We start from the raw sequence: 24,802 nt of genomic DNA on the forward strand, positions 1-24,802 counted from the left end.
CCGGGGCTGCTGCATGACGTGACGCGGCGTGCTCGAAAATGGTTGGCTCCGAGCAGGTACGCGCAGGGCGCGAGCAAATTTCGCACCGTGGCGGGTCCGCGTCAAGAGGGCGTGGGGTGAGGTGTGCGGGCCGCGTCCGGCCCCTTGACAGGAGCGCCGCCCCGCTCCGACTATCTCAACCGTCTTAAGTAAAGCGTCTTAAGGTAATCACCGTCCGGACCCGCGACGAGAGAGCGCCGATCCCCGTGACCGACCCGACCCGACCGCCCGCCTCCGCGCACCGCCCCCACCGGGGCCTGCTGCGGCTCCCGCCCGCCGCCGAGCGGCGCCCCGCGCCGCGCACCAAGGCGCACACCGCCGACAGCCGGGTCCGCAACCGCGCCCTCGTCCTTGCGACCCTCTACCAGCAGGGCGCCATGACCCGCTCCGACCTCGTACGGAATTCCGGTCTCACGGCCCCGACCGTTTCCGCGCTCGTCACCGACCTCATGACCGGCGGACTCGTCGACGACATCGGGCCGCGCGAGGGCACTCGGCTGGGGAAGCCGGCGAGCCTGGTGCGGATCGCCGACGACACCGCCGGCGTCGTGGCCCTGGACCTGTCGCACAGCGACCGCTTCACCGGCGCGGTGGTCAATCTGCGCGGCCGGGTCATGGCCCGCGCCGAGGTCCCGATCGGCGACGCGCTCGGCGACGAGGCCGCCGCGCTCGCCATGCGGCTGCTCGATGAGCTGATGGCGCGGGCGCCGCGCACCGTCGTCGGCGTCGGCGTCGGCACCCCCGGCATCGTGGACGACACGGGCGTGATCCGGCACGCCGCCCATCTGGGCTGGTCGGACCTGCCGCTGGCCCGCCGGATCACCGAACGCTTCGGCGCCCCCGCGCACATCGGCAACGACATCAACATGGCCGCGCTCGCCGTCCTGCGGGCCCGCGACACCCGGACGCAGAATCTGATGGTCGTCGCGATCGAGCACGGCGTCGGCGCCGGCCTGGTGGTCGGCGGCCGGCTGGTCGAGGGCGGGCAGTTCGCGGCCGGGGAGATCGGGCACGTCACCGTGGGCGGCGGGGACGGCGACGCGTATGAGGACGGCTACGGCTACGGCGCCGGCGGACCGTGCGTCTGCGGGCGGCGCGGCTGCCTCGACCAGGCGATCTCGGCCGTCCACCTGCGCGCGCGGCTGGACGCGGCGGGCGCGGACGGCCGGGCTGCGGTCCTCGCCGCCGCCGGCCGGGCGCTGGGCACCGTCCTCGCCCCGATCGTCAGCGTCCTCAACCTCAACGAGGTGGTCCTGACCGGGCCTTCCGACCTGGTGGACGGCGCACTGCCCGCGGCGGCCGCCGAGACCGTACGGGCCAGGACGCTCGAACCCATCAGCGCGTCGCTGACCGTCCGCTCCCTGGCCGACGACGCCGATCTGGTCCTGACCGGCGCCGCCTGCCGGGTGCTCGCCGTCGAACTCGGCGTCTTCTGAACGCAGTTCACCACATTCCTGCCTGCCCGACCGCGTTCCCGACCCCTGGGGTGACCTCCGCATGCTGCTGCCCGCACCCGTGTCGAGCCGTACGGCCGGCGCCGCCTTCCGCCTCGACGCGGACACCGCTGTTACCGCGCCACCGCAACTCGCCGACGAGGCGCGGTGGTTGCAGGCCGCACTTCGCCCGGCCACGGGTCTGCCGCTGCCCGTACGGTCCGACGTCGACGCCGAAGCCGGCGTCTCGGACAACACCGTCGCCCTGTCACTGCGCGACGGCCTCGGGCCCGAGGCGTACGAGCTGACCGTCGGCCCCGCGGGCGTCACGATCGCGGGCGGCGACCCGGCGGGCGTCTTCTACGGCTGCCAGACGCTGCGCCAGCTGCTGCCACCGGACGTCTTCCGCCGTGCCCCGGTGCCGGGCGCGGTCTGGACGGTGCCGGGCGGTACCGTCCGGGACGCGCCGCGCTTCCGCTGGCGCGGCGCGATGCTCGACGTGGCACGGCACTTCATGCCCAAGCACGACGTGCTGCGCTTCCTCGACCTGCTGGCGATGCACCGGCTCAACACGTTCCATCTGCACCTCACCGACGACCAGGGCTGGCGGCTGGAGATCGCGCGGTATCCGCGGCTGACCGAGGTCGGCTCGTGGCGGCGCGAGTCGCAGCGCGGCGCCGCCCGGGACGCGCCCGGCGACGGACGGCCGCACGGCGGCTTCTACACCCGCGCCGACATCCACGAAATCGTCGGCTACGCACGGCAGTTGCACATCACCGTCGTCCCGGAGATCGACCTGCCCGGGCACAGCCAGGCGGCGATCGCCGCGTATCCGGAGCTGGGCGTCACCGGCGAGCCGCTGGAGGTACGGACCCGCTGGGGCGTCAACCGTCATCTGCTCAACGCCGAGGACAGCACCGTCGCGTTCTTCCGCCACGTCCTGGACGAGGTGATGGAGCTGTTCCCCGGCCCGTACGTGGGCATCGGCGGCGACGAGTGTCCCAAGGACGAGTGGCGCGACGACCCGCGGACGCAGGAGCTGATCAGGCGGCGCGGGCTGGCCGGCGAGAAGGGCCTCCAAGCGTGGTTCCTGCGGCAGTTGAGCGACCACCTGACGGCGCGCGGGTGCCGCCCGTTCGGCTGGGACGAGATCCTGGAGGGCGACGTGCCGGCCGGGACGGTGGTCGCGTCCTGGCGCGGCATGACCGGCGCGGTGACCGCGGCCCGCCGGGGCCACGACGTGGTCTCCTGCCCCGACGACCAGGTGTATCTGGACTACCGGCAGTCCGAACTCCCCGACGAGCCGATCCCGTTCGCCGTGCCGCTGACCCTGGAGAACGCGTACGCCTTCGACCCGGTGCCGGCCGGGCTCACGCCGCCGGAGGCCGCCCGGATCCTCGGCGGGCAGGCCAACATCTGGACCGAGCACATGGATTCGCCGCGCACGGTCGACTACTTCGCCTTCCCGCGGCTGTGCGCCGTCGCCGAGGCGCTGTGGAGCGCCGGGCCCCGCGACGTCGCCGCGTTCCGCGACCGGTTGCGTACGCATCTGCTCAGGCTCGACGCCCTGGGCGTCGAATACCGGCGCGAGAGCGGGCCGTTGCCCTGGCAGACCCGGCCGGGCGTCGCGGGCCGCCCCGCCACCCGTACGCAGTGGGCCGCCCATATCGACGGCCTCGTGGCGGACATCCGCTCCTGACGATCCGCTTCCGAAGATCCGTTCCCGACGATCCGCGCTTCCCGTACCCCGCACCCCCACGCCCCCAGCACGTGACCGGAGGAATCATGCACCGGATACCCGCGGCACGCCGTGCCGCCCTCGCGGGCGCTCTCGCGCTCGTCCTGCCGCTCGGCGCCGCCGCGCTCGACCCCCCGCCCGCCGCCGCGGCACCCGTCAGCGGCACGGCCGCCGCCGGCACCGTCACCACCGGCGGAAAGTGCCTGGACGACGCCGACTTCGGCACCGCCAACGGAACCGTCGTCCAGGTCTTCACCTGCAACGGCTCGTCCGCCCAGGCATGGGCGTGGCAGCCCGACGGCACGGTGCGGGTCTACGGCAAGTGCCTCGACGTCACCGGCGCGTCCAACGCCAACGGCGCGCTCGTCCAGCTCTACGACTGCGTGTCCGGCGTACCGCAGCAGAAGTTCGCGCACCTGCCCGACGGCACGATCTACAGCGCCAAGTCCGGCAAGTGCCTTGCCGTGCAGGGTGCCACGGTGAACAACGCCCGGATCGGGCTCGCCCCGTGCGACCCCGCCAACACCGCGCAGCAGTGGACCGCAGCCACCGCGCCGCCGCCCGCGTACACCGTCTCGGCGGGCCCGGCCGTCTCGTGGGGGAACGCGGACGACACCCCGGCGTCGGTCTACCTCGACAAGAACGGGCAGTTCTACTACCAGCAGGCGCACTCCCTGTATGGCCCGACCGACTCCCGGCAGTGGAAGTTCTTCACCGGCACGCACGCGACCTTCGACACCGCCTACGCGGCCGGATCGATCAACAGCGCCGTCAACCCGGCCAATCCGGCCGACCGCAACGACGACACCACCTGGCGCTGCGACAACAGCCCGACCGGCGTGGTGAGTTCGTACGCCCCGTCACGGCAGGGCTTCTCCGAGCGCAACTACTGCGACCTGAGCGGGGTGTGGGTCGACCCCGACACCGGCGACTGGCACGGCCTGGTCCACAACGAATTCACCCCCGACACCTTCTCCAGCGGCCTGCACTACGACGGCATCGACACCGCCGTCTCCAAGGACCAGGGCCGGACCTGGACGATCACCGGCCGGGCGATCACCTCGCCGTACAGCACCGCCCGCGACGACTCCGCCCAGTTCCCGCAGCAGAGCTGGTACTACGGCGACGGCGACCAGCGGCTGTTCACCGACTACGCCTCCGGGTACTTCTACGTCTTCTACGCCAGCCGCACCCTGAGCAAGGGCCCCGGCGGCCAGGTGTGGGAGCAGCACGTGGCGCGCGCCCCCATCTCCGGGAAGATGGCGGCCGGTTCGTGGCAGAAGTGGTACGACGGCTCCTGGCAGTCCCCGGGTGTCGGCGGCGCCGAGAGCGACATCATTCCGGCGGACGGCGGTGGCAGCGGATACATCGCCCCCGGCGACGACTACCACCCGACCAACGCCGGCAGCACGGCGGCGCAGGTCGGCGCGGGCACCTCGCCCGACAACTCGCAGCTCGCCGTCATGAACATCGCCTGGGACTCCTACCTCGGCAAGTACATCGGCACCCCGCAGAATTCCGTCGCCCAGAACGCGGGCACCAAGACGCCGCTGCACTTCTACGCCACCGACGACCTCGCCACCCAGAAGTGGACCGACCTCGGGCTGCTCGACAGTGACCCCAACGGCGCCTGGTACCGCTGGTTCCTGGACTCCGGGAGCCTGACCGGCTCCACCGTGCTGGGCCGGACCTTCCGCTCCTACTGCTCCTTCGAGTGCTCCACGTACACCGGCGAGTACCACAACGTGACGATCGCCCCCACGTCCCCGGCCGGACTGCCGACCCCGCCGGTCAGCGCGACCGCCACCTACCGGATCACTGCGGGCAACGGGCAGTACCTCACCCTGCGCGGCGACGCGGTCGCCGTCGGCACGGGCACGGCGGCCGACCGGCGGTGGAGGTTCACCGCGACCGGTGACGGCTTCTTCACCGTCACCGACGCCTCCTCCGGCCGCCCGCTGACTGTGGACGCCGGCACGGACGCGGGCCGCGCCTGGGGCGCCGCCGTCACCCTCGGCGCCTCCGGTACGACGGCCGGCGTCGGCGGTCAGTGGTCGGTCCAGCGCGTCACGGCGTCCGGCCCGGCCGCGTACCGCCTGGTCAATCGCTACAGCGGCCTGGCCCTCAGCCTCAGCGGCACCGCCGCCACCTCCCCGCAGCGCACCTGGGACCCCACCGGCACCGCGCCCGGCGGCGACACCCGTACGGTCGCCGCCCAGACCCTGGCCTTCACCGGGTAACGCCGCAGGTCGGCGGCCGATCGGGTGCTCCTGGAAAAGACCGGAAAAAAGTCGGGCGCCACTGTCGATCGCGGCACCTCCCGTTCGACGCACTCGTGTAGGACGGCTTCCCGTACCGGAGGCGTACGGGAAGCCGTCCGGCCCGTACGGAAAGCCGTACGGGCCGGACGGCCCGTACGGAAAGCCGTGCCGGCGGAAGCCGACAGGACCTGACGAGGGAGACCCGATGAGCGCGACCAACGGCCAATTGCTGCGCGTGCAGAATTTCATGGTGTCGAGCGACGGCATCGGCGCCGGGGAGGACCAGAGCCTGGAACACCCCTTCGGCCACGCCATCGACCCGGGCAAGTTCTTCGCCTGGGCCGGCGCCACGGCGAGCTGGCCCAACCGCACCGACCCCGGCGGCAGCCGCGGCCTGGACGACTACTTCACCCGCGACTTCAGCCACAACATCGGCGCCGAGATCATGGGACGCAACAAGTTCGGTCCGCAGCGCGGCCCGTGGCAGGACGACGAGTGGCGCGGCTGGTGGGGTGACGAACCGCCGTTCCACACACCGGTGTTCGTCCTCACCCACCACCCGCGTCCCTCGTTCACCCTCTCCGACACCACCTTCCACTTCGTGGACGGCGAGCCCGCCGACGTCCTCGCCCGGGCACGCGAGGCCGCCCAGGGCAAGGACGTCAGGCTCGGCGGCGGCGTCACCACCGTCCGCGCCTACCTCGACGCCGGCCTCATCGACGCCCTCCACGTCGCCGTCTCCCCGCAGAAGCTCGGCACCGGCCTGCGCCTGTGGGACTCCCCGGACGACCTCCGCGACCGCTACCACCTCGACGTCGTCCCCAGCCCGAGCGGCGTCACGCACCACATCTTCTGGCGCAAATGATGTGAGCTGCCTGTACGATCACCGCGTTCCGGGGGGAACGCGGCGCGGCGGGGGGTCTGCCGCACCGGCCGCATGTCCCCCCGCGGTCTCGGGGAGGGACTCGTTCATGCGCCGTCGTCATGCTTCCGTGCGCGCTCGTGAAGCCGCAGGTGGTGAGGCCGCCCGCGGTCGTACGTCCGGGCGCGTACGCGGAAGGTCCCGCGCACGTCTCGCTGTCGCCGTCGCGACGGCCGTGATGTCGGCGACGGCGGGCCTCGGCCTGTCGGCACCGTCGGCCGGCGCGGCGGACGCGCCGCAGGAGACGGTCGTGCCGGCCGGGCTGAGCAGCGTCCCCCTCAGCGCGTCCCTGTTCACCGACGGGGCCGGCGCGCAAGGCGTGTTCCAGAGGGTCCAGGGCGTCCTGGTCTGGACCCGCTACGCGGACGGCCGCTCCGTCCGCGTACCGGATCAGGACGCCGACCCGTACGCCCCGTCCGGGCTGCACGACGACGCCCTGGCCCACGTCCGGGCCGACGGCGGGATCGACGTGTGGAACGCGGTCGACGGCACGACGCGTACGCTCCGGGTCCCGCAGGACCAGACCGTGGCGAACGTCGAGGGGACGACGGCCCTCACGTTCACCACCGTCACCGCCGCGGACGGGACGACCGGCCACGTCTACCACCTGCTGACCCCAGGACCCGGGGACACCACCCGCGACGTGACCGTCACCGGCGCGCCCGACGGGATGACGATCCAGCAGCCGATCCGTGCCGCGGACGACACCTCCCTGGTGCTCGTCGCCAAACTGGCGGACGGCACCGGCCACATGGTGGCCGTCGACCGGGAGACCGGCCGGGTGCAGGGCTGGACCCCCGCGCTGGCCACCTCGTACATCAACGTCAGCCTCTCGGCGCGGAATCTTGTCGTGTGGTCGGCGAAGTACACGAAGATCCTGGTGTTCCCCCGCTCCGACCTGTCGGCGGCCCCGCGGGAAACGGTCCTGGACGGCGCCGACGCCGCGAACGTCACGGCGGGGCTGACCCTCGTCGGCGACTGGGTGGTCCGCCGGCCCGGCGCCGGCAAGGCGGTCGTGGCGGAGCCGCTGTCCGGCGGCCCGTCCGTCACGCTGGCCACCTCGGACGTCGCGATCTCCTCGTCGTCGCACGACACCGCGGTGGTCAAGGGCAGTACGACGGCCGGTGGCGACGTGGACATCCTGCGCATCGCACCGGGCCCCGACGCGGACGGCCGGCCCGTCGTCACCCGGCTCACGCAGCTGTCCCGGCTGCCCGTCCCGGTCCAGGGGCTGTCCCTGGACCAGGGGCGGCTCGTCGTGTCCGACGCGAGCAGCGGCCGGCGCGACACGTATGTGCGGACCGTCGCGGCCACCGGGACACCGGAGTTCGGCGACCGGTCCGCCTTCACGGACAGCTTCGCCCGGCCGTCCGACAAGTGCCCGGTCCAGGACGCCGGTTGCTCGGCCATCGAGGGCACGGCCGACGGACGCGTCGCCTGGGTTGAACGGGAGAGCTTCGGGGACTCCGTCGTGGTCAACGGACCGGGGCCGGATCTGGACACGCTCTCGGTGCCCGCCGGAGGCCGGATCGCCGATGTGTCCGGCACGTACCTGATCTATGCGGTCGGCGGCCTCCTTTACGTGCACCGCCTCGGGGACGGCGTCGCCCCCACGACCTTCCCCGCCCGTGCGAGCGCCATCTGGGGCGACGTGCTGCTCACCGCGGGCAGCGCCCCGGGGAGCATCACCGGCTTCAACCTCACGACGCGCAAGCCCGCCGCGACGCTCACCACCGACGCCGGCTGCGTCCCCACCGAGCTCCAGGCGAACGGCCGCTGGCTGTACTGGAGTTGCGGCCCCGAGGGGCCGGCGGGCGTGTACGACCGCACGGCGAAGAAGTCGGTGCCTGTGCCGTCGGACGAGGCCCGGCTCGGCGACGGATTCGTCGTCACGCACGACCGGGCGGCGGGCACGCTCACGCTCACCACCGTCACGGGCGGCAAGGCCGTCGGCCGGGTGATCGGCGACCTGCCCGACACCGGGGTCTCGCAGCGCGACGTGCGCTGGACCGTCGACGAGTCCGGGCCGAACGCCGCTTACGTGGACGCCGAGAACCGGGTGCACCTCGTACCGTCCGGCGCGCCCGCGCAGCCCCTGCGGCTGCTCGCACCGGCCGACAGCTTCGACTCGGTCGACGCCCACGCGCCGGACACGGTACCGGTGACCCTCACCCGCGTCCTGCTGTCCAAGCCCGCCGCGGACTGGACCCTCACGGTGCGGAACGCCCAGGGAAAGGTCGTCGACACCCGGCACGGCGGCGCGGCCCGCGGCGAGGTGCGGATCGACTGGCGCGGCGTCGACCCCGCGCTCCCCGGCGTGCGGCACTTCCCCAACGGCCGCTACGTCTGGTCCCTGTCCTTCACCCCGGCCGACGGCCAGGGCGCGCCGCTGGCCGTCACCGGCTCCGTACGGCTCATGGGCGCACCCACCTGGCGCGACCTGGTGGGGGAGGACGGGTACGGCGACCTGCTCGGTCTTGACGGCACCGGACGCGTGTTCTCCTACCAGAGCACCGGCACCGGGGGCCTCGGGCCGAAGCAGGCCTCGGACGGCGGCACCTTCCCCACGACCTCGCTGCTCGTCCCGTTCGGGGACACCGACGGCGACGGGTGCGACGACGTCCTCGTCCGCGTGGGCGACGAACTGCGGGCCTACCGGGAAGGATGCAACTCCATGGTGTCGGCGTCCTCCCCGCACGTGTCGATCGGCAAGGGCTGGGGGCAGTACAACGTCCTCACCTCGCCCGGCGACCTCAACGGAGACGGCCACCTGGACCTGATCGCCCGTCAGACCAGCACCGGTGACATCTACTTCTACGCCGGCACCGCCACCCAGCAGCTCAAGCCGCGCGTGCGCATCGGCGTCGACTGGAAGCTCTACTCCCGGATCATCGGCGCGGGCGACCTCAACGGCGACGGCCGCGGCGATCTCCTCGGCCTCGACACCTCCGGCGGCCTCTGGCGCTACTACGCCCGCCCCGACGGCACCGTCACCCCCCGCGTCCGCATCGCCACCAACTGGGGCAAGACCTACACCGCCGTCCTCGGCACCGGCGACCTCACCGGCGACGCCCGCCCCGACCTCGTCGCCCGCGACACCACCGGCAGACTCTTCCGCCTCAACAGCACGTCGACCGGCACCTTCGCGGCGCCGGTGCTGATCGGGACGGGAGGCTGGAATACGTACAAGGGGCTGTTCTGACAGCTCTGACGGTTCTGGCGGGGGCGTGCCGCCCACTTCGCCCCTCCTGACCTGCGCGGTGTTAGATCCGCTCCCCGGCCGACACATACAGGTCAAGGACGCGGGACGGGGAGAGGCGTTGGAGACCGAGGACGAGTTCGGGCTGATCTACGAGCGGTGCTACGCCGATGTCTACCGGTACGTGGCACGGCGCGCGGGGGCGGGGGACGCGGCCGATCTGACCGCCGACGTGTTCACCGTCGCGTGGCGGCGGTTCGCGGTGCTCCCGCGGGACAGGCCGCTGCCCTGGCTCTACACGACGGCACGGAATGTGCTGGCGAACCATGTGCGGGCCCGCGCCAAGGAGGCGGACGCTTCCGGCCGGGCCGCGCGGGCCGCCGCTGCGGACTCCGCCGGCACGGCGGAGCCGGACGTCGCGGATCGGGTGTCAGGACGGGCTGCGGTACGGCAGGCGTGGCAGGGCCTGTCCGAGCGTGACCGCGAGGTGCTGGCGCTGATCGGCTGGGAGGGCCTCTCCGTCAAGGACGCGGCCCGCGCGGCCGGTTGCTCGCCCGCGGCCTTCTCCGTACGGCTGATGCGGGCCCGCGCCCGGCTGCGGCGCCGGCTCGCCGGGGCCGACCAGGACCGCGGGTCCACGAGTGATGTCTTCGCACGGGAATCGGGAGTCACGCCATGAACCTCGCCTCATCGACGCGGAAGACGATGCGCCCCGCCGATCCCGCGGCGCACCTCGATCTCCCGGACCGCGCGGTCATCGACGCGGCCTACCGGCGGATCGTGGCCACCGCTCCGGAACCGGCACCGGCCATCGCGTTGCCCAGGACGTACCGCCGCCGGCTCGCCCTCGGGCTGGCCGCCGCGGGCGTCGCGGGAGTGGTCACGGCCGTCGTCGTGATCCCCTCCTCCGGCGGCACCGCCTACGCCGCCACCCCGCCGCCCCTGCGCTATCAACTCCCGTCCCCCGGAACGGCGGACGCGGCGGCGGAACTGAACCGCCTCGCCCGTATCGCCGCCGCCCGGCCCGCCCCGCGGGGAGACGTCGCGCACATCCACTTGCGCCAATGGGCGCTCTCCACGAGCGTCGACGGCGCCGGCGGCACGGACACCGTCACGTCGAAGGTGATCACCGAGGACATCGACTGGTTCAAACGCCCCTCGGGCGTCACCGTGACGCGGCGGCTGCTCGACGGAAAGTCGCGCCCCGAGAGCGGATCCGACCCGGCCACCGCCTTTGAGGACCGGCAAGTGCCGTCCACGCCCGAGGCGTTGAGGACATGGCTCGGCGCCGATCAGCCCGGCGTCGGCATCGGCGACGCGGCCGGTATGAACGACGCCGTCGTCGACCTGATGATCAGTCATGTCCTCACGCCGCGGCAGCAGTCGGCGCTCCTCCGCACAATCGCCACCACCCCCGGCCTGCGCTACCGGGGCACCGTGCGGGACCGCGCGGGCCGCGACGGCGAGGCGTTCACGGCGGAGAGCGCCGCGAACGGCCTCCCGACCCGCTTCACCTTCATCGTGGACCCGGCGACGGGAAGCCTCCTCGGCCAGGAGTCCATGCTCACGAAGACCGCCGGAAGCCTGAACGTCCGCATCCCGTCCGTCATCGCATATCAGGTCTATCTGACCTCCGAACGCCGTAGCGAGTAGGGTATTCGGGCCCGGGCGTGCCCGGGTGTGTGGAGAAATGTGGGCGGGCGAGGCGCGTGAAGCGCGGGACGGGGGGATCGGCGTGGGTCTTTTCGATGCGATCCGGGGCGAGTTCATCGACATCGTGGAGTGGACCGACGACAGTCGGGACACCATCGTGTGGCGGTTCCCGCGACACGACAACGAGATCAAGATGGGCGCCAAGCTCGTCGTCCGCGAGTCCCAGACCGCGGTGTTCGTCAACGAGGGCCAGATCGCCGACGTCTTCACGCCCGGCACGTACACCCTCCAGACGCAGAACATGCCGATTTTGTCCACGCTGAAGGGCTGGAAGTACGGCTTCGACTCGCCGTTCAAGGCCGAGGTGTACTTCGTCACCACCCGCCAGTTCACGGACATGAAGTGGGGCACGGCGAACCCCGTGATCGTGCGGGACGCCGAGTTCGGGATGGTACGGCTGCGGGCCTTCGGTTCGTTCGCCGCGAAGGTCGTGGACCCGGCCGCGCTGCTGCGCGAACTGGCGGGCACCGACCCGCAGTTCCGTACCGAGGAAGTGCAGGAGTATCTGCGGCAGCTCATCGTCGGGCGGCTGTCCAACGCGCTGGCCACCTCGGGCGTGCCGATGCTGGACCTGGCCACGCAGCAGGACGCGATCGGCGCGCGGCTTGGCGTGGTGCTCAGCCAGGAGCTGGCGCCGGTCGGCATCAGTGTGCCGAAGTTCGTGATCGAGAACATCTCGTTGCCGCCGGAGGTCGAGGAGGCCATCGACACCCGGTCGCGGATGGGGATCGCGGGCAATCTCGACCAGTTCACGCAGTTCCAGGCGGCGAACGCGATCGGCGAGGCGGCCCGTAATCAGGGCGGCGCGGGCGAGGGCGTGGGCCTGGGCATCGGCATGGCGATGGGCCAGCGGATCGCCGCGGGCCTCACACCGCAGGCTCCGGCCCCGGCCTCGGGTCAGGCTCCCGCTCCCGCCGCCCCGGCCGCACCCGCCGCGGCCACCCCGCCGCCGCTGCCGCAGGCCGCGCAGTGGTTCATCGGGGTCGGCGGCGCCCAGCAGGGCCCGTACGACGCCGCCGCGCTGTCCGGCCTGGTCGGCGCGGGCACCCTGACCCGCGAGACGCTGGTCTGGAAGGACGGGATGGCCGGGTGGCTGCCCGCCGCCCAAGTCCCGGAAGTGGGCGGGCTGTTCGGCGCGGTGCCGCCGCCGCTGCCCCCGCAGGCATAGGCGTTCTTGTCGCGCACCCCGAACCCGTACCCCCGGACCGACGAGAACGCTGGGAGACCACAGCATGAGCACGCAGGAGCAGGACCCGGAGAGCGTCTCCGGCAGAACGGACGCGGGCGGCCAGTCGTACCCGTGCGGGGCGTGCGGCGCCACCGTGGAGTTCGCACCGGGCGCGGGCGCGCTCAAGTGCCCGTACTGCGGCCACGAACAAGCGCTCACCGCCGTACCGCGCCAGGTGCGCGAGCACGCGATCGAGGAGCTGGCGACGCTCCCGGCCAAGCCGCGCGCCACGGTGTCGGGCGCGGCCCGCGCCTTCGTCTGCCCGGGCTGCGGGGCCCGTACGGAGACCGACGACCTCTCGGCGCGCTGCCAGTTCTGCGCGACCTCCCTGGTCGCCGACCCCGAACTGACCGAACGCGTGGTGCCCGAGGCGGTCGTACCGTTCGGCCTGGACCGCGGCGCCGCCCGCGACAAGCTGGGGGAGTGGACGTCGTCGCGCTGGTTCGCGCCGAACAGCCTGAAGAAGGTCACCGCGGCCGAGACGTTCAAGGGCAGCTACCTGCCGCACTGGACGTACGACGCGGCGACCACCACGCACTACGAGGGCCAGCGCGGCGAGTACTACTACACCACCGAGACCTACACCACGACGGAGAACGGCCAGCAGGTCACCAAGACCCGCCAGGTCCGCCACACCCGCTGGCACCACGCCTCCGGCACCGTACAGCGCGCCTTCGACGACATCCTCGTGGCCGGCACCGGCCACGTCGCCGCCGAGCAGCTCGACAAACTCACCCCGTGGCCACTGGCCGAGGCCCAGCCCTACCAGGCCGAATACCTCGCCGGCTTCCAGACCGTCCGCTACGACGTCGAGCCCGAACAGGGCCTGGACATCGCCAAACAGCGCATGGCACCGGTCATCGAGTCCGACTGCCGCGCCGACATCGGCGGCGACGAGCAGCGCGTCACCTCCACCGACACCGCCTACGCCGACGTCACCTTCAAACTCCTCCTCCTCCCGGTCTGGTTCCTCACCTACCTCCACGCCGGCAAGAGCTGGCAGGTCATGGTGAACGCCCGCACCGGCGAGGTGATCGGCGAACGCCCGTACAGCGCCGCGAAGATCACCGCCGCCATCGTGGCCCTGGTCGCGGTGATCGCGGTGATCGTGGCAGTGGTGGCACTGAAGTAGCCGAAGCTACGACCCGCCCCGCCGGCCGAAATCGTTGGCCAAGAGGCGCTCTTTCCCGACTCGTACCGGTCCGTCACACTCGCGTCAGCGAATGGCTCTCTACAAGGGACGCCGAGGGGCGGCGTACGCAGGCGGTGGCACGGCCGGGGGGTGTGGCTTCCACGAAGCACGACGAGAGCGGTGGCGACGCGGCCACGACCATGCGCAGAGTGTGGTCGCTGCGGTCCGGATGGGCGAACGGCAGCTTTCTGGCGAGGCTGGACGACAGCGTCCTCGCCGCGCTGACCGGAATATCCGAACTGGTCCGGTTCGAGCGCGACGATGTGTTGACGCACCAGAATCAGAGCGGCACGGATGTCTTCTTACTGTTGACCTCCTACGTCAAGGTCACCACGGTGCTTCCCAACCGCACCCGCGCCCTGCTGGCCGTCCGGGCCGGAGGCGATCTCATCGGTGAACTGGCCGCCCTGGACGGTGGGGTGAGGACCGCGACCGTGATCGCGTGCGGGGCCGAACCGGTGGAGGCGCTCCGCGTCGACGGCGAGCGCTTCGTCGACGTCCTGTCGTCGTCGCCGGGAGCGCTGCGCATGCTGTCGGAGTCGGTCGCCCGGAAGCTTCGCAGCGCCACGCAGCGGCGTATCGATCACCAGAGCGGTCCGCCGCACGTCCGTCTGGCCCGTGTCCTGGTGGAGATGGCCGACGACCACGGTGCCACTCCCTACGGCAAGGCCGTGGTGATCAAGATCGACGTCACCCGCCTGGAGTGGGGCAGCCTCATAGGGGTCAGCAAGAGGACCGCGGAGCGGGCGATCGCGTCATTACGACAGGCGGGCCTGATCGGGTCGGGGACGAAGCGCATCACCATCCATGACCTGCCAAGACTGCGAGCACTCGCCTACCCCGAGTGACCCGGGCCGCCAATTGGCGGGCGTTTGGGGCCAGTTCGCGTCGGCTGCCGATACTGCTCGCCCCAACCCTCATGGAGCCGGGCACACGGTGCCGGCTCGTACGTCCCAGGGAGCGCTCCGTGGTCATGCAGCCCGGTACGTCAGACCCTTCTCCAATACCTTCGGATTCCTCGAAAAGCCCCCGGCGCGCCCGCTCGGTCATGGCGGTCGGCGCGGCGAAGGGCGGGCGGCACGAGTGGCCGTCCACCTCACTTCTGGGCAGGCTGTCCGGAGCGGCGGGCGCCGACCTGCTGGAGCAGGGCACCGCGATGGTCTACCCCAAGCACCGGACGCTGTTGCGCGAAGGCGACGGGGGGCGACACCTCTTGCTGCTCACCCGCGGAGTCGTGAAGGTGACGTCCCGTCACGAGGCCGGGGTGGACATGCTCCTCGGCATACGGGTGGCCGGTGATGTCGTCGGAGAGATGGCCGCGTTCGAGGACAGGCCACGCTGCGGCACCGTCGTCGCCTGTGGAGAGGTGACCGCGCGCGTCATCCCGCTGCCGGACCTGGAACGCTTCCTGGCGCGGCGCCCCGAAGCGATGAAGCCGCTGATGGCGATGCTCAGCGCACGTCTTCGCACATCGAACCAGCGGCGCATCGAGTCACGCCTCTACGAGGCTCCGGTGCGCCTGGCCCGGATCCTGCTGGAGCTGGTGCGGACGCACGGCCTGCCGATACCCGGTCACGGCGAGCGGCGGCAGGAGATCGGCGTGACGATCAGCCAGCCCGAACTGGCCTCCCTGTGCGGCCTGGCGCTGCCCACGGCGGAGAAAGTGCTGGCGACGCTGTCCACGACGGGGCTCGTCGAGCGCAGCTACCGCCGTATCACCGTCTGTGACGTGCCGGGTCTGATGACCTTCGCCAAAGTCTTTCCGGAGAGCCCGTATTGGGACGGATTCCCTCCGCCGCCCGCTACCTAGTGTCGCCGTACCGCGCGCGGTCCCGTGCGCGGTACGACTCGATGAGAGGACGCTCAGGTGGCCGTATGGTCGGGGTTCCACCCCTGTACAGCCCTGGCAGCCGATGTCGGCGGATACGGGCGCAGCGACGATCGCAGGCAGTCCGAGATCCACCACGACCTTCCCCGTCTGATGTCCCGCGCGGCTGTCGGCGCGGGACTCGACCGGTCGCAGTGGCACATCCAGCCCAAGGGCGACGAAGAACTGGCCGTCTACCCGATGGACGGCAGTGAGCCCCGGCTCGTCGACGACTTCGTACGGCACCTGGCGTGGGAACTGCGGGAGTACAACGCCGCCCGCGTACCGGCGCTGCGGATGCGACTGCGGCTGGCCGTGGATCACGGGCCGGTCGAACTCGCGGCCAACGGGTTCGCCGGCGGGACCGTGGTCGCCGTCTCCCGGCTGCTCGGCTCCGAGCACCTCTACGAGGCGCTGCGCGTCCACGAGCGGGCCGATCTCGCGGTGCTGCTCTCGGACCACGTCTACCGTTCGACGGTCGGCAGCGGCCACACCACTTTGACGGCCGCGGACTTCCGCGAGGTCGATGTGCGGATCAAGGAGTACGCGGCTGCCGCGTGGCTCCGGGTGCCGGGGTACGAGCAGGCGTCCGCGGGCCGTTCGCCGGAATCGCGCGAGCAGGACACGGACACGGACGCGGCGGACCCGGACACGGACGCGGCGGACCCGGAGGAGAACCGGAAGGGTGCCGGGACGGCCGGACACCTCTACCGCGCCGCCCGGATGAACGTGAATCACTTCGCGGGCCCGGTGGACCTGCGCGGTGGTGTGGTCGGCTTCGGTGATTCCCGTGACTGACCCGTCCGCGTCCGCATCCGCATCCGGGCCTGCGTCCGCGTCTGCGTCTGCGTCCTCGTCCGAGGGCGGAGCGGCCGCGGCCGGCGCCGGGGATTCCCCGATGCCGGGCGCAGGCGTCCCGTCCGATGCGGAGTCGGCGGCGGAGGGCGCCGCGGCGCCAGGACGTGACCCCGAGGCCGGGGACTCCGATGAACGGCGGCTCCCGGGCGAGGATCTGTCGGGCAGCGAAGGCGACGACGCGGGTTACTCGGACCTCAACCGCGCATTGGGACAGCAGGTCCACAACCACTTCCACGGGTCGGTCGACGCGACCGGGGCGGCCTTCGGATTCGGTGTGCCGCGCGCACCCGGACTGGCGCCGGGCCTGGTGCGCAGCGACGACGTCGTCCAGACCCTGCGGTACTACGTGTACGCAGAACCGGCGTTCACCGACGCGCACACCACGCTGATGCGCCACCATGTGGTCGTCCTGACGGGCCGGGAGGACACCGGCCGCAGGTCGGGCGCCTTCGCCCTGCTGCGAGAGGTGACCGGCTCTGTCACCGGCATCCGCAGCCTGTCCCCGGCCGACGCGCTCGCCGCGCTGGCCGCCGGCGGTTCGCTCAAGGAACGTCAGGCCTACGTGATCCTCGACTACGTCGGCGAGACCAACGCCATGGCCGTGCAGTCCTACGAAATGGGGCGGCTGGCCGAGGAGTTGCGGAAGAAGCACAGCTACTTGGTGATCACGGCGACCGAGGGCAGTCTGCGCCGGTTCGCCTTCGAGGACTACTGCGCCCCTTGGTGCGCACCCGATCCGCTGGAGGTGTTCCGCCGCGCCACCGGCGTCGACGTACAGGCGTCGCAGGCGGCACCGGCCGCACCGGCGGCGGAACCCCTCGTGGAACTCCTGGGACGCGTGGCCGAGCAACGCCGTCCCGCCGATGTCGTCGCGGCGGCGGACGCCTTCCGCGACAGCGGTGCCGAGGCGGCCCTGAAGGTGCTCAGCGGCAGCGAGGCGAAGGCCGTCGCGGACTGGTTCCGCAGGAGTGACGGGCCGTCGGCGGACGATCTGCTGCCGATGGCCGCGCTGGCCTTTCTGCAGGGGCTGCCCGAGCGCACCTACGAAGAGCACCTCGCGGGACTGGTGCGGCATGTCCGTGAGTGGGAGCTCAGCGGCGAGTCCGGTCCTGACGACGCCGATCCCGCACCCGCAGCGGCCGGACCAGGGCGTGCGGTGTTCCTGCGGAGCCGGGCCCAGTGGCGGAGCCGGGCGGCGGACCTGGTGCGGGTCGAGAAGTGGGCGGAGCCCGGACAGAGCGACGAGCGCAGCGAACGCAGGATGGTCTTCACCTCGGCGGCCGTGCGCGAGCTGGTCATCCGGGAATTGCACGAGCTGTACGGATACGAGTTGTGGTATCCGTTGCGGCTCTGGCTGCAGAATCTGTCCGAGCTTCGTGACCTCGAGGTGCGGTCCGAGGTGGCGCGCGGTGTCGCGCTGCTCGCCCGGCATGCCCTGGCCGAGGTCGACGCGTCCATGCTCCAGGTGTGGGCCGCGGGACTGGCCAACCAGCGGGTCACCGCCGCGCTCACCCTGCAGTGCATGGCCGAGGACGACCGGCTGGCAGGGGCCGCCTACAACGTGGCCGTGGGGTGGGCCGTCAACAAGGGCCAGCCCAGGGCGATCACCATGGCCATGGCCCTCGCCGGAACTCTCGGGTCGCTCTACAGACTCGATGTCCTCAACCAGCTGTGGGGCCTCACCGGCCGGGGAGAGCGACTGGCCTTCGCCGCGCGGAACTCCCTCGTGCTTCTGCTGCAGACCGCTGAGCGGGATCCCGAGCGCGCGCTGTTCACCCTGCGGTATCTGCGGACCTGCCTGGCGACCACCCGCAGGGGATCGTCCGAGCATTCCCGCGCCGTGGCGAACGCCTGCCGGGTGCTGGCCGCGGGCCGCCTCGCCGACCAACCCGGCACTCTGGCCGGGGCATTGATCCAGTCCGACCCGCTCGTCGCCCGTCAGATGGGCATGCTGTGGGCCCAACTGCTGCTGGGACGCAGCAGACGCGATGTCATCGAGGCGCTGTGCGGGACTCTGCTCGCCGTCCGCGATCAGCCGCCGGCCACGGAGGCGGTGCGTGTCCTCGGCGAGTCGATGCGTGCCGAGCTGACCGGGGCCCAATGGCAGGCGTTGCGGACACGGCTGCCGGCCGCACTGCGGCGCCCCGGGCTGAACACACCCGGCACCCATCGGCTGGCCCGGATCCTGCTCGGCACGCTGCGCGTGCAGGCGGACCCGCTCGCCCTCTGAACCACATCCCATCACCACGTACGAGGAGTTCGAAGAAGATGGCCTATCCCGTTGTGTCGGAACACGTACTCGACCCGGTCACAGGACAGCTGTTCAAGCGCCGCCGCCGCGAGAACATGCCGCCGCTGCTGCCCGGCACGGTCTACGTCCTGCAGGTCGGCGGCCACTATCGCCAGTACCCCGAGGGCTTGGTGTTCGACCCCGGTCACGACGACGTACTGGACGCGTCTTCCGTCAGCCTGGTCGACACCAGGGTGCGGGTCGTCGAGGTCCGGCGGACGTTGCACTCGGTGAGCGAGGCCGACGAGTTCACCATCGGTGTCTCCTTCTCCTGCCAGGTGACCGATCCGGAACTGGTCGCCCGGCAGGGCGTCGTCGACGTCACCGCCCCGTTGCGCGCCTATCTGGCGGGAGAGGACGAACTCCCGCGCACCGCGGCGGAGTTCCGTATCGAAGAGATCAACGCCGTCCGCGAGTCCGTGGCACGGCGGATGACCGCCTACACCACGGTCGCGCCGCCACGGGTGGCGGGCATGCAGGTGGAATTCGTCGGGACCGAGGTCTACGTGGCCGAGGACCTGCGCGGCTGGGAGCAGACGCTGCGTCAGCAGCGCCGGGACCAGGAACTGCAGCAGGGCAAACAGGACTTCGAGACACGTCAGACCCAGCAGATGGCCGAACTGCTGTCCCTGGGACCGCTGTACGCCGAAGTCCTGCACATGGTGCGTGACGGCGCCGACATGGCCGACGTGGTCAGGCGGATGAACGAGGCCACCGCGCTGGAGCAGTCACGCCGTGCCACGACCGAGGACGCGGCGGCGACGCACGCCCGCGACATGGAGAAGTCGGTCGTCGACCTGATCCGGGTCCTGCTGGCACGGCCGGACGGGGACGCCGTCTTCTCGGAGGAGCTGATCGACGTCCTGATCCGGCTCCGGAATCCGGCCGGCGAGAGCGGGCCCGCCTTGACCGCCGGTTCGCCGAAGTCCGGTGCGCGGCCGCAGTCCACGGTCGGTGAGGGGCGGCGCAAGCCGTACGCCGCCGGGGACGGCTTCGTCAGAGAGGAGGACGACCTTGTCGAATGACACCGCCGTACGGCCGGCACCTGCCGCGACGCCCCAAGCGGGCCCCCCGCCACGACGGCCGGCCCCGCGCGACCACGGACGGTTGTTGCGCGTTCTGACCGGGGTCGACGAGGAACTGCTCGCCGAAGTACGCCACGAGCGCAGCAAGTTCACCTCACTCGGGGGCGTCGTGCTCGGTACCGCCGTCGTGGCGGCGTTCTCGATGTGGAACTTCGCCACGGAGGCGCTGGGGCGAGTGTCGCTCTTCGCGGCGCTGCCCACGGTCATCTGGTTCCTGTTCATCCTCAACCTCGACCGCTGGCTGATCACTCCCGTACCCGGTACGCGGCGCAGGATCGGGCCGGTCGTCCTTCGGCTGCTGGTGGCCCTGATGCTCGGCGTGATCGTGGCCGAGCCGCTCGTCCTGCGCATCTTCGCCACCGCCATCGAGGAACACATAGCCCAAGAGCGTGCCGACGACCTCGACGTACTGCGCGGCAGACTGGAGGTGTGCACGACGGAGACGTCCGGCGCGGGCGGTGCGCTTCCCGCGAACTGCCCGGGCAGGAAGTACGTGGTGACGTTCGGAGCCACCTCTGCCGCGAAAACCGGACAGCTGAAGACGCTGCGTGCGGATGCCGCCGCTCTGCAGCAGCGTGTCAACCAGGAAAATCACGATCTGGCCACCCTGGACGCCCAGGTGCGCGACGAATGCCGGCAACTGATTCGCGACGCCGCCAGCGGCCTGCTGGAGCGCACTTCGGAATGCCAGCGGCTGCGCGCCCAGGAGCGTGATTTCCGCAAAACGCATGCCATCGGTGCCGAGGAGTCACGGTTGGCCGGCATGAACCGGAACATCTCCGTGCTGGACAACGAGGTGACGGCCGCGCGCGGGAGTTATGAGAAGTCCCGCGCGGCCGCCATCGATCAGCGGCTCGCGAAAGAGCGGGAACAGCAGAAGTCCCCCGGCGTCCTGGAGCGCATGCAGGCCCTGGACGATCTGGCCACGGGCAAGGCCGTGCTGTTCTGCGGGATATGGCTGGTCCGAGCCCTGTTCGTGTTTCTCGACGTCCTCCCGGTCCTGGCGAAATTCCTCGGAGGGGAGAGCACGTACGAGCGGATGCTGACCTCGGAGAGCAACTGCGCCGTCAGGATGCACGCCGAACGAGTCCGGCTGGCCGAACTGCGGGCCGCGGCGGACACCGAGATCGCCCAGCACGCCATCAATCAGGAGATCGAGCGGAGCCGGGCGGAATCCGAGGCCGCCCACAGGGAGGTCGTGGCCCGAACCAACATCCGCACTCGTCAGGCGATCAACGCGCTGGAGGAGGAGCTGCGCCGCGCCTCGGTGCGCTGACCGCCGGGAACCGCGGCCGGTCCTGCCGGGCGGCACATGACGTCGCCCGGCAGCCGACGCGCAGGTACGGACCACGCAGAGGGGGATGTGATGACCGACCGGCACCGGGCACGCAATGGAGCACGTGACGCGGATACCGAACTGCTGAGGGTTCTGACCGCCGAGACCAGGGAGGAACTGTCCAGAGCCGACGGCAAGGCCGGACTGGTGCTGTCGTGCCTGGGCGCCGCGCTCGCCGCCCTTCTCGGAGTGCTGAGCACCGGAAAGGCCGCGCCGGGGAGCTACTCGTTACTGCCGCAGGTGCTCTTCTGGTCCGGCTGCGCCTTCTGGGTCGCGGCCCTTCTCCTTCTCGGCCTGGCCATCCTCCCGCGCCCCGGTCGTACCGGACTGTCGACGGGCCACTACTTCGCCGAGATCGACAGCATCCCGTCGACAGGATCACTGCACGAGACGCTTCGCCGCACCGACTTGAGGGAACGCGATCTCCGCCAGATCCTGCGCCTGTCCCGGATCGTCGTGATCAAATACCGCTGCGTCCGTTACGGGATGCTCTGCTCTGTGGCCTTCCTCCTCTTCACTGCCACCGGCCTCACTCTCGGCGTGGCCGGCTGGCCGCGGTGACGGACGCGTCATCCGGGTTCGGGTATCCGCTGGATCACCGTCGGCCGGGACGCTGCCGGCCCGAGGTCCTTCATGGTCGAGCGGCTCGGCTTCATCACCTGCCGGACGGTGCGCGGACCGGCTTCGAGGGGCCCGAGTTCCGCATTCCAGAGGCGAGCCGCAGCCTCGTCGGCTGCCACGACGTCCGGCGGCGGCATCTCGGAGCGCATCACCGTTGACTTCGCGGGCGGCGACGGACCGATGCGTCCGTCGTGGGGGGGCGTGGACTTCAACCCGGGTTGCACCCCTGGGTTGAAGGACTCGGGGCCGCATCGGCGGATGCTCGGAGACATGACAACGACCGACTGGCTCATCGACATCGCCCTCCTCCTCATCGTGCTCCGCCAACTGCGTGAGGAGCGGCTGACGCCCCGCACCGTCCTGCTCCCGCTCGGCATGATCGCCTGGGCCGCGAGCAACTACCTCACCGACATCCCGACCGCCGGCAACGACGTACAGCTGGCCGCGGTCTTCGCCGCCACCGGCGTCGCCTTCGGCCTGGCTGGCGGCCTGCTCACCCGCGTCCGGCAGGCGGACGGCCACGTACTGATCAAGGCGTCCCGCGGCGCGGCCGCACTCTGGATCGTCAGCATGGGCTTCCGCCTGGGCTTCGCGGTGTGGTCCACGCACCCCTCCGGCGCCGCGCACCTGACCGGCTTCTCCGCCGCGCACCACATCACCAGCGGCCAGGCGTGGGTCGTCGCGCTGCTGCTGATGGCGGTCGGCGAGGTCGTCGTACGCCTGGGCACGATCGTCGTCCGCGGCCGGCTGCTCCAGGCACGGGGCGACCGTACGGCGCGGCAGCCGGCCCACCGCCTGGGCGCCTACGTCTGAGCCGCGCAGCGGCTCGCCACCCCCACCCGCGCATGATCCGTACGGAGGTCCCCATGTCCGCGTCGCACCGCACACCGCGCGCCCGCACCCTGTCCCGGCTGGCCGTCGCCGTCGCCACGGTGGCCCTCGGAGCGGTCGCCTGCTCGTCCGGCGGCGGGCCCGAGACCAGCACGTCGAGCACTACGTCGAGCGGCAGCCCGGGCCCGCGGGCCACGACGGCGTCGGCCGTCGTCGCGAAGTCCGTCCCGAGCGGTCCTGCCGCCTTCCTCGGGCCGGTGCGCCGTATCCCGGCCAACGGCATCACGATCGGCTACCGCCAGTTCGGGTCCGGCCCCGACCTCGTCATGGTCATGGGCGACACCGGCGCCATGAGCGACTGGACGGTCGACCTGCTGAGCCGGCTTTCCCGGCACTACCGCGTCACGATCTTCGACAACCGCGGCGTCGGCTACACGACCGACGACACCTCGGTCCCCGACACCATCCCGCTCATGGCGGACGACACCGTCGCCCTGATCAAGGCGCTCGGCCTGCGGCACCCCGCACTGCTCGGCTGGTCCATGGGCGGCGAGATCGGCCTGACCGTCGCCGCCCTCCACCCGGGCGCGATCAGCGCACTCGTGAGCACCGGCGGCGACCTCGGCGGCCGCCACGCCGTCAACACACCGCCCGCCGTGGCCAAGGAACTCAACGACCCCAAGACCACGGGTCCCCAGATGCTCGACATGCTCTTCCCCGCCGACGCCACCGCCGCCCGCGCCGCCTACATCCACCAACTCGGCCTGATCCCGCCGGAGAAGGTCAGCGACGCGACACTGCTGCGCCAATACCGGGCCGGCCAGGCCTACAGCTCCTTCGAGGACACCTGGAACGAACTGCCCGCCAGCACCATCCCGATGCTCATCACCAACGGCGCCCTCGACAAGGTCACCCCACCCGCGAACGCGAGCATCATCACCCACCGCGCCAAGCACGCCGAACTCGTCATGTTCCCCGACGCCGGCCACGCCATGCCCGTCCAGGACGCCGCCCGCTTCACCTCCCTGGTGACCCGCTTCACCCAGGCGCCGGGCACCGCATAACGACCCGGCGTAGCCCGCGGAGGCCGCCGCGTCGCCCGCGCAAGGCTCGTCACGCACAGTGGAGCGTGACGCCGACCCGCCAGGCACCTACGTCAGCAACGTCGAGGAAACAGCGGCTCCGGCCGGCTGTGTGCCTGGCCGAACCGTGTGTCGTCACCCGAGATCCGTGACGGCGCTGGCGTGCGCGGCAAGGACCCGCCAGCTGCCATCAGCGTGTACCCAGGTGCGGGTGTAGCGAAGGCGCGCTGTGAACGGATGTCCTCCGGCGGTGCCTTCGAGCCCGGCCAGTACGCGGGTGACGCCTGTGGAGTCCACCACGGTGACGTGCAGTTCCTGCTGCTCGAAAATGTCGACGGCCAGGGTCCGGGACCTGTGCGCTCCCAGATCCTCCTCCTTCGTCATGGTGCTGCCGTCAGGCCCTGTGTAGACGACACGGTCGTCTAGAAGCAGGTCCAACGCCCGCACATCACCTGATCGAATCGCGTCCTGCAACCTCTGCTCGGCATCATGGAGCGCGGCCTCAAGCGCCACCTGATCCATCCCCATCCCCATCCCGATCCTCCTTGCCTTGTCGGCCCGCGAATCCTCAGCCGAACGCGCCGGCACCCACCTCGCCGGATTCCTGCGGAGAATACGAGATTCGACGTGGCTCCACGGCTTGCTGGACGCTCGTGGGCCGGGGGCGAACGCCACCCGAACTGCAACCTTCGGGGGGTGCCGTACGGCCGTCTTTCCAGCTCGACCACTTGACCGTGCCCGGGCGTCGGCTCAGCGGTCGAAGGTCTGCGGCAGGTCCCCGGCCTCCCAGAGCCGGTCGAGCCTGGGGAAGAGCGATTCCAGGTCGTTGAGGAGAGCGTCGCGCTCGGCCTGCGGGAGCCGGAGCAGCGGGTCGTCGAAGCCCGGTCCGGCGTCGGGCCCCGTCCATCCTTTGTGGCGTCGGCACGACGCGCACCACATGTAGGTGATGCGCACGGTACGGTGCGGGCCCTCGCGCCGGTAGACGTACGTGCGCACCGCGACGGCTCCGCACGCCGGACAGCGACGCTCGCCGGGCTCATCGATGAACCGTGGGCCTGCCAGCAGCTGCTGGACCTGGTCCGCGTCGAATTCCCGCACGGCTCGCCT

At 71.5% G+C, this 24,802-nt stretch carries 20 protein-coding genes; 18 read left to right on the forward strand and 2 right to left on the reverse strand.

From position 1 onward, the window contains the following. The first annotated feature begins 245 nt into the window (after positions 1-245). From BM076_RS05485 to BM076_RS05575, 18 genes are all read left to right on the forward strand, one after another. Entirely contained in the window at positions 246-1,475 is a 1,230-nt protein-coding gene (locus BM076_RS05485; protein ID WP_093712159.1) for an ROK family transcriptional regulator, read from the forward strand. 61 nt (positions 1,476-1,536) lie between these two features. Beyond that, complete coding sequence (locus tag BM076_RS05490) at positions 1,537-3,171, forward strand: beta-N-acetylhexosaminidase (RefSeq protein ID WP_093712160.1); 1,635 nt, start codon at positions 1,537-1,539, stop codon at positions 3,169-3,171. Between the two features lie 86 nt (positions 3,172-3,257). After that, positions 3,258-5,450, forward strand: a complete 2,193-nt coding sequence (locus BM076_RS05495) for a ricin-type beta-trefoil lectin domain protein (protein ID WP_093712161.1) — start codon at positions 3,258-3,260, stop codon at positions 5,448-5,450. A gap of 226 nt (positions 5,451-5,676) precedes the next feature. Continuing rightward, a complete protein-coding gene (locus tag BM076_RS05500) occupies positions 5,677-6,336 on the forward strand; it encodes a dihydrofolate reductase family protein (RefSeq protein ID WP_093712162.1) in 660 nt (219 codons plus the stop codon). 235 nt (positions 6,337-6,571) lie between these two features. After that, entirely contained in the window at positions 6,572-9,595 is a 3,024-nt protein-coding gene (locus BM076_RS05505) for an FG-GAP repeat domain-containing protein (RefSeq protein ID WP_245795734.1), read from the forward strand. 118 nt (positions 9,596-9,713) lie between these two features. Further along, entirely contained in the window at positions 9,714-10,271 is a 558-nt protein-coding gene (locus BM076_RS05510; protein WP_093712164.1) for an RNA polymerase sigma factor, read from the forward strand. After that, a complete protein-coding gene (locus tag BM076_RS05515; protein WP_093712165.1) occupies positions 10,268-11,245 on the forward strand; it encodes a CU044_5270 family protein in 978 nt (325 codons plus the stop codon). Before BM076_RS05510 ends, BM076_RS05515 begins: the two co-directional genes overlap by 4 nt. A gap of 82 nt (positions 11,246-11,327) precedes the next feature. After that, the gene (locus tag BM076_RS05520; protein ID WP_093712267.1) at positions 11,328-12,473 is read left to right on the forward strand and encodes an SPFH domain-containing protein; all 1,146 of its coding nucleotides are present in this window, start codon (positions 11,328-11,330) and stop codon (positions 12,471-12,473) included. 64 nt (positions 12,474-12,537) lie between these two features. Then, positions 12,538-13,665, forward strand: a complete 1,128-nt coding sequence (locus BM076_RS05525) for a hypothetical protein (RefSeq protein WP_093712166.1) — start codon at positions 12,538-12,540, stop codon at positions 13,663-13,665. Between the two features lie 152 nt (positions 13,666-13,817). Beyond that, positions 13,818-14,573 (forward strand): Crp/Fnr family transcriptional regulator, encoded by a 756-nt coding sequence (locus BM076_RS05530; protein WP_093712167.1) that lies wholly within the window; start codon positions 13,818-13,820, stop codon positions 14,571-14,573. A gap of 125 nt (positions 14,574-14,698) precedes the next feature. Further along, positions 14,699-15,535 carry a Crp/Fnr family transcriptional regulator gene (locus tag BM076_RS05535; protein WP_245795756.1) on the forward strand — a complete coding sequence of 279 codons (837 nt, stop codon included), beginning with the start codon at positions 14,699-14,701 and terminating at the stop codon, positions 15,533-15,535. A 57-nt stretch (positions 15,536-15,592) separates the two neighbouring features. After that, positions 15,593-16,390: a hypothetical protein gene (locus tag BM076_RS05540; RefSeq protein WP_093712168.1), complete on the forward strand. Its 798-nt coding sequence runs from the start codon at positions 15,593-15,595 to the stop codon at positions 16,388-16,390. A 100-nt stretch (positions 16,391-16,490) separates the two neighbouring features. Next, a complete protein-coding gene (locus BM076_RS05545) occupies positions 16,491-18,680 on the forward strand; it encodes a hypothetical protein (RefSeq protein WP_093712169.1) in 2,190 nt (729 codons plus the stop codon). A gap of 38 nt (positions 18,681-18,718) precedes the next feature. Beyond that, complete coding sequence (locus BM076_RS05550; RefSeq protein WP_093712170.1) at positions 18,719-19,765, forward strand: hypothetical protein; 1,047 nt, start codon at positions 18,719-18,721, stop codon at positions 19,763-19,765. 85 nt (positions 19,766-19,850) lie between these two features. Further along, positions 19,851-21,101 carry a DUF4407 domain-containing protein gene (locus tag BM076_RS05555; protein WP_245795735.1) on the forward strand — a complete coding sequence of 417 codons (1,251 nt, stop codon included), beginning with the start codon at positions 19,851-19,853 and terminating at the stop codon, positions 21,099-21,101. 90 nt (positions 21,102-21,191) lie between these two features. Beyond that, positions 21,192-21,722 carry a Pycsar system effector family protein gene (locus BM076_RS05560; RefSeq protein ID WP_093712172.1) on the forward strand — a complete coding sequence of 177 codons (531 nt, stop codon included), beginning with the start codon at positions 21,192-21,194 and terminating at the stop codon, positions 21,720-21,722. A 330-nt stretch (positions 21,723-22,052) separates the two neighbouring features. Next, a complete protein-coding gene (locus tag BM076_RS05570) occupies positions 22,053-22,595 on the forward strand; it encodes a hypothetical protein (protein WP_093712174.1) in 543 nt (180 codons plus the stop codon). 53 nt (positions 22,596-22,648) lie between these two features. Further along, positions 22,649-23,677: an alpha/beta fold hydrolase gene (locus BM076_RS05575; RefSeq protein WP_177246333.1), complete on the forward strand. Its 1,029-nt coding sequence runs from the start codon at positions 22,649-22,651 to the stop codon at positions 23,675-23,677. A gap of 153 nt (positions 23,678-23,830) precedes the next feature. Here the strand turns inward: BM076_RS05575 and BM076_RS05580 are convergent, their stop codons facing one another. Further along, positions 23,831-24,229, reverse strand: coding sequence for a nuclear transport factor 2 family protein (locus BM076_RS05580; protein WP_218160035.1), 399 nt, complete (start codon positions 24,227-24,229; stop codon positions 23,831-23,833). Positions 24,230-24,445: 216 nt separating this feature from the next. Next, positions 24,446-24,793 carry a hypothetical protein gene (locus BM076_RS05585; RefSeq protein WP_093712176.1) on the reverse strand — a complete coding sequence of 116 codons (348 nt, stop codon included), beginning with the start codon at positions 24,791-24,793 and terminating at the stop codon, positions 24,446-24,448. Between the last annotated feature and the right edge of the window lie 9 nt (positions 24,794-24,802).

Origin of the sequence: Actinacidiphila alni (genome assembly GCF_900112845.1) — a bacterium.
GTDB classification, from domain to species: Bacteria; Actinomycetota; Actinomycetes; order Streptomycetales; family Streptomycetaceae; genus Actinacidiphila; species Actinacidiphila alni.